At 59.6% G+C, this 4,606-nt stretch carries 6 protein-coding genes and 1 pseudogene; 1 reads left to right on the forward strand and 6 read right to left on the reverse strand.

What is annotated here, in order from left to right; all coding sequences use genetic code 11:
- Positions 1 to 70 precede the first annotated feature (70 nt).
- Positions 71 to 319 carry a photosystem I iron-sulfur center protein PsaC gene (gene psaC, locus NW841_RS11960; protein ID WP_011429399.1) on the reverse strand — a complete coding sequence of 83 codons (249 nt, stop codon included), beginning with the start codon at positions 317 to 319 and terminating at the stop codon, positions 71 to 73.
- Between the two features lie 283 nt (positions 320 to 602).
- On the opposite strand from psaC, the gene NW841_RS11965 reads away from it, so the two are divergent.
- Positions 603 to 947, forward strand: coding sequence for a hypothetical protein (locus NW841_RS11965; RefSeq protein WP_414386564.1), 345 nt, complete (start codon positions 603 to 605; stop codon positions 945 to 947).
- Between the two features lie 4 nt (positions 948 to 951).
- Here NW841_RS11965 and NW841_RS11970 read toward each other — a convergent pair whose 3' ends face one another.
- From NW841_RS11970 to NW841_RS11990, 5 genes and pseudogenes are all read right to left on the reverse strand, one after another.
- Positions 952 to 1,329: a DUF3493 domain-containing protein gene (locus tag NW841_RS11970; protein ID WP_414371653.1), complete on the reverse strand. Its 378-nt coding sequence runs from the start codon at positions 1,327 to 1,329 to the stop codon at positions 952 to 954.
- A gap of 3 nt (positions 1,330 to 1,332) precedes the next feature.
- Positions 1,333 to 1,974 (reverse strand): hypothetical protein, encoded by a 642-nt coding sequence (locus NW841_RS11975; protein WP_414366285.1) that lies wholly within the window; start codon positions 1,972 to 1,974, stop codon positions 1,333 to 1,335.
- Positions 1,975 to 2,080: 106 nt separating this feature from the next.
- Positions 2,081 to 3,385 (reverse strand): gamma-glutamyl phosphate reductase, encoded by a 1,305-nt coding sequence (locus NW841_RS11980; RefSeq protein WP_414386565.1) that lies wholly within the window; start codon positions 3,383 to 3,385, stop codon positions 2,081 to 2,083.
- Between the two features lie 117 nt (positions 3,386 to 3,502).
- On the reverse strand, positions 3,503 to 3,955 hold the full coding sequence (locus NW841_RS11985; protein WP_414366283.1) for a hypothetical protein: 453 nt from the start codon (positions 3,953 to 3,955) through the stop codon (positions 3,503 to 3,505).
- Positions 3,956 to 4,012: 57 nt separating this feature from the next.
- Positions 4,013 to 4,606: pseudogene (locus tag NW841_RS11990) on the reverse strand (hypothetical protein); the annotation flags it as partial.

Consider the following 4,606-nt stretch of genomic DNA (forward strand, 5'->3'; position numbering starts at 1 on the left):
GAAGTTAAAGATGCTGTTTCCTTGAGCGGGCGGGCAATCGCAAAAAATTGCAACCCAACCTGCCGGCGGCTTAGTAAGCCAGGCCCATGCTGCGGGTGGTTTCGGGCCCAAGATAGACGCGGATGCTCAGGAAATCGGTGGGGCAAGCAGTCTCACAGCGTTTGCAGCCAACACAGTCTTCGGTGCGGGGGGCTGCAGCAATCATGCCGGCCTTGTTGTTCCCCTTCCAGGGCACCATTTCCAACACATCGGTAGGGCAGGCCCGCACACACTGAGTACAACCGATGCAAGTGTCGTAGATCTTGACCGTGTGAGCCATTAGCGTTCTCCAGTCGAGCTCTTTGAAAGGTTAAAAAAGGTTTACCCCTCTGGCGTGGCAGCCACACCACTGCACAGGTGCCCTCAGTGTACTGTAGTCCTGCCCAGCCACCCCAATCTCCGATCCAAATGTTCAAACAAATTTACATCCCCAGGGATCCCTTGCCGCCCCGACAGGAAGGTCGCCCTCGCGGTTGGGCTAGGATCGCTTGAGGAAGAGCAGGGCAAGGATCCTACGAATGGGACGCTCGGTGCGGAATTGGAGAAGGCAAACCCGAAGCCAGATGCGCCGCCTGGGACCCGTTTTGGCCGGCATTTTGCAGGAAATCTATGAGGAGAACATCCCTCGCCTGCGCCGCTGGGATCGGCAGCTTACCAACTGGGTGTACCGCCGCGGCTGGAGGGTGGATCCCTCCTTGCCTAAGGTGGCTATCTACGTATTGGGTACGGTGGTGATCCTGGCGATTCCAATTCTCACCTGGGCAGTTGTGGTTGCCTTGGCTGCCTTTCTCGCCATCCAAATGGTTCAAAAATGGCCCCAGGCAGCCCCCGCCAGGGATCGCCACTATCTGCTGAGCGCCGATGCGGAGGACGACCCAGATCCCCGCCAAGAGGACTGGGACGATTGACGGGCTAACTGTCCCTGCGCTGGTACAGGGGATCACCCTTGGGTGGAGGGGGCGACTCTTTTGGGCTGCTAAGGCGCTGCCTCATCTGTCTGACCAGCTTTTGCTGGGAGCGGTTTTCCAGCCTGTTTAGGCCAAGGGCGCCGGCCAGGATCCCTAACTGTAGAGCCAAGCTGGGCAGGGTAGTCTCCAGATCCCGCCCTGCCAAGGCCCGAAAGAAAAACACAAATGCCCCAACGGTAGCCGAGAACCCCACCGCCAGGTAGATGAAGCGCCGCAAACTGCGGTAAGGAGCAGCCAGTTCCGTGAGCAGCCTCACCCGATCCGCCGTCAGATCCTGGGGCAAGCTGGCTTTGGGCGAAGACTTGGGATCCGATTCCGCCATTGGCTATACCTCCTCAGGCAACAGCAAGGGATCCCGCCCAGAAATCGCTGCCAAGCTTTCCTCGGCGGCCCGACAGGCGGCTAGGATATCTTGCTCTTCCCCGCCCAAGTAGACGCGGCCAAAGCTACCAAAAGGCATCACCTCGAGGATGTTGATCCGGGCCGATTTTTCTGCCTCATTGGCGGCCAGGGGGGCATAGCCTGCCGGCTGCACCTCCAGGATGTAAAGGGTTTGGCCCGCTAGAAGCATCTGGCCACGGCGGAAACGGTTGATCAACTGGGTTTGGTGGGGATCGATGTTGCGGATGATCTGGCTAGAGATGATGCGCGGCCTTAGGCGCTCCCTTTCACTCACCCCCAAAGCCGCCAGGATGGCCCGCCCGGCAGTGCGGGTATCCCCCTGGTTGCTGGAGTGAACCTCCAAAAGACCGTAGAGGCGCTCTACTACCTGCAACCCTGGCCTTACCGAGGTGGCTTTGAGGGCGATGTCCATGACGCGGTTGATCTCAATGCCGGGGGAAATCTCGACCCAGAGGGAAGTGTCCCCCGGCAGGGGCAAAAAGCCCTGGGCCACCGTGCCCAGATAGGCGGCGTATTGGGGCTGGAGCCGATCCAAAAACACGTAGCTGCGTAGGTCAATCCCCAAAGGAGTTCTCCCCTAGTCGCCTGGGCTTTGTGGGATGACAAGCTGGGAGTGGATCCCTATCTTCAGTCTCGCCTGATCTGGCCAGCGGGATCCCACCCTCCCACGGCTACAGGCCGCCCTGGGCCACCACCTTTACAGTTGTCAGGGCTTCCAGGTCGATGGGCCCGCGCACATGCAGCCGCTGGGTAGAAATGCCCAGGGACGGGTCGCGAATCGCCCCCAAGGTAGGGATCCCGCTTCCGCGGCCTGCTGAGAGGGGCGTGGTGTTGATGTGGATAAGGGCCGCATCCACCTCCTGGAGAAAGCGCTGGGCCGCCGCCTGGCTATCAGTGAGGATGGTTTCCGACTGATGGTAACCGTTTTTGTTAATCCAGGCGATAGCCTCCGTTAAATCCGCTACTAGTTGGAGGCGCAGATGGGGACGCCGGGTGGAGTCAAACCCTTCTCTCAGCGGCTGGAGCTGGGGAAATTGCTCTAGAATTGGGGTGGCCGCCTGAACGTCGATCTCCCCCTGACTGAGCAAAGCTTCGACCAGTGCTGGCAGATGGCTGGCGGCCCAGTCAGCGTGGATCAGCAGCCAGAGGGTGAGGGGCTGGTAGATGGGGATCCCTTCTGGGCCATAGCGAGCCAAGGGATCCAGCAAAGCTGACTTCACCAAAGGCCAGGGAGCAGTGCGATCCAGATAAACATGGCCATAGCCCAGGTGGGTAGCCAGGATCGGCACTTTGCTAGCCTGCAGGAGAAACTCCACCCAGCCGGGGCGACCACAGGGGATTACCAGATCCACGTAGCGGGTTTGCTGCAGCAGCAGTAGCAGCAGCGAGTCCTCTTGGGGATCCGCCGGCCGGTCTTGGGTGGGCAAGGCTTGAATGGCTCCTTCTGGGATCCCGTGTTCGTAAGCTGTTTCTGCCAATAGGGTAACTAGAGCCTGGTGGGTTTTCTGGATGGGGCCGCTGCTGGCCAAGAGCACGCCATTGCCCGTCTTGAGACCCATGCCAATGCCGTTGAGGGCAAACTCGGGGTAGATCTCATAGACCAAAGCCACCACCCCCAAAGGGACGCGGTAGCGGCCAATGAACAGCCCGTTGTCCTGACGGTACCCCCTCTCCAGGCTGCCGATGGGATCCGGCTGTTGGGCCAAGAGAGCAAGCAACTGGGCGGATCGCTGCAGGCGCTCCGGGGTGAGCTTGAGGCCGTTGAGGATCCACTCCGGCACAGTTTGCTCGCGGCAGCTTTCCAGGTCGAGGGTATTGGCCTCTAAGAGGAGATCGGAGCGCTCCAGCAAACGGCGCGAGAGGGCCAGCAGGGCCTGGCGTTTGGTTTCGCCGCTCAAGCGCTGGAGCTGAGGCAGCAAGCGGCGCACCTGGCGCAGGGTGGTGCTGAGGTCAAAAGCTGAACCAAAATCGGTCACTCGCTTCCCTCCTGCCTGGCTGACCGACGACAGACCTGCTCCTGACCACTGCTAACAAGAAATGGCTAGATCCACAAGAGCTGAAACTGGGGATCCCTGGCAACGATCCCAAGCATCTCAAGGCCGACGCAGCAGCAGGATTGCCGTCGCCATCAACAGCGTTAACAACAGGCAAAGAATCAGGAACCAACTGAGCAACTGGGCTTGGCTGGGAAAGAGCACCGCGCTGAGAAACCCCACCCCCAAAGCAACCCCCAGGCTGAGGGTGAGGCCCAAGAGCATGGATCCCTGGAAAGTGCTTTGCCGGCGCAACACCCATTGATGGCCGTTCCAGAACCACATTTTGCGGTAGGGGTAGGAAACCGCCAGTTGCTCAATGTGCAAACGGTCGGGGGTGATGGCGAAAATATGCTGGCAACGGCTGCAGCCAAAAGCCTCGGTCAGGGTAATCAGGCGCAACTGACCTTGGTGGCAACAGGGGCAGGGGTAAATCTTGGCGGGGTCGATGGTCTGAGCCACCCGCAGGGACGATTTCTGCCGAGGCAACTTGCGAGGAGAAGAAAAGGCCACAGCTCGTAGTTGGGGAGAAGTCGGGATCCCTCACATCCTATCTTCAAGAAAGTGGAGTCAAGCTACCCAGAGATGGCGAACGTAGCGCCAGGTCAAGATCTGGTTGAGAACGAGGAAGATGAGAGCCAGAAGCCCATAGCCCAGCTTGAGAACTCTGCTCAGGTGGGGACGAGCCCAGAGGGGAAGAAAGCCCAAATCTGTGTGCTTGGCCCAGTGCACGAGAGCCAGCACGTGTACGACGTGAACCGGCAGGCAGTAGCGAATCATGCTTCGCTGGCCCAGGGGACTCATGCCGGCTACAGCGATGTAGAACATGGCCCAGGCAGCCAAATGGAGCCCCAGCCGCTCCCGCCAGCGCTGGCTCTTGCCGGCCAGGACACTGAGCCCCTCTACCAAACTTGCAACAATCAGGGATCCCAACGTAACAGACACAAACAGTTGGCTGAGAGCATCAGACCACAGGCCAGGATCCTTCACGGGTGCAGAAGGAGAGAGCAAGACTTGCCATCGCTCAGGGGAAAGAACATAGGTAGAAGCTTGGAAAAGGGCTTGGTAATTGGCCTGCACGCCAGTGAAGTAGCGCTGCATTTCCATGTAGAGATCCCAGCGGCCAAAGCGGAGCTGACAGTAGAGGAAAAAACTCAGCCCGCC

Source organism: Synechococcus sp. H60.3, from assembly GCF_047462295.1.
GTDB lineage: Bacteria > Cyanobacteriota > Cyanobacteriia > Thermostichales > Thermostichaceae > Thermostichus.

Excerpts from the sequence above, each read along its gene's own strand:
- psaC (WP_011429399.1), bottom strand. The coding sequence starts at position 319 with ATGGCTCACACGGTCAAGATCTACGACACTTGCATCGGTTGTACTCAG.
- NW841_RS11965 (WP_414386564.1), top strand. The coding sequence starts at position 603 with ATGCGCCGCCTGGGACCCGTTTTGGCCGGCATTTTGCAGGAAATCTAT.
- NW841_RS11970 (WP_414371653.1), bottom strand. The coding sequence starts at position 1,329 with ATGGCGGAATCGGATCCCAAGTCTTCGCCCAAAGCCAGCTTGCCCCAG.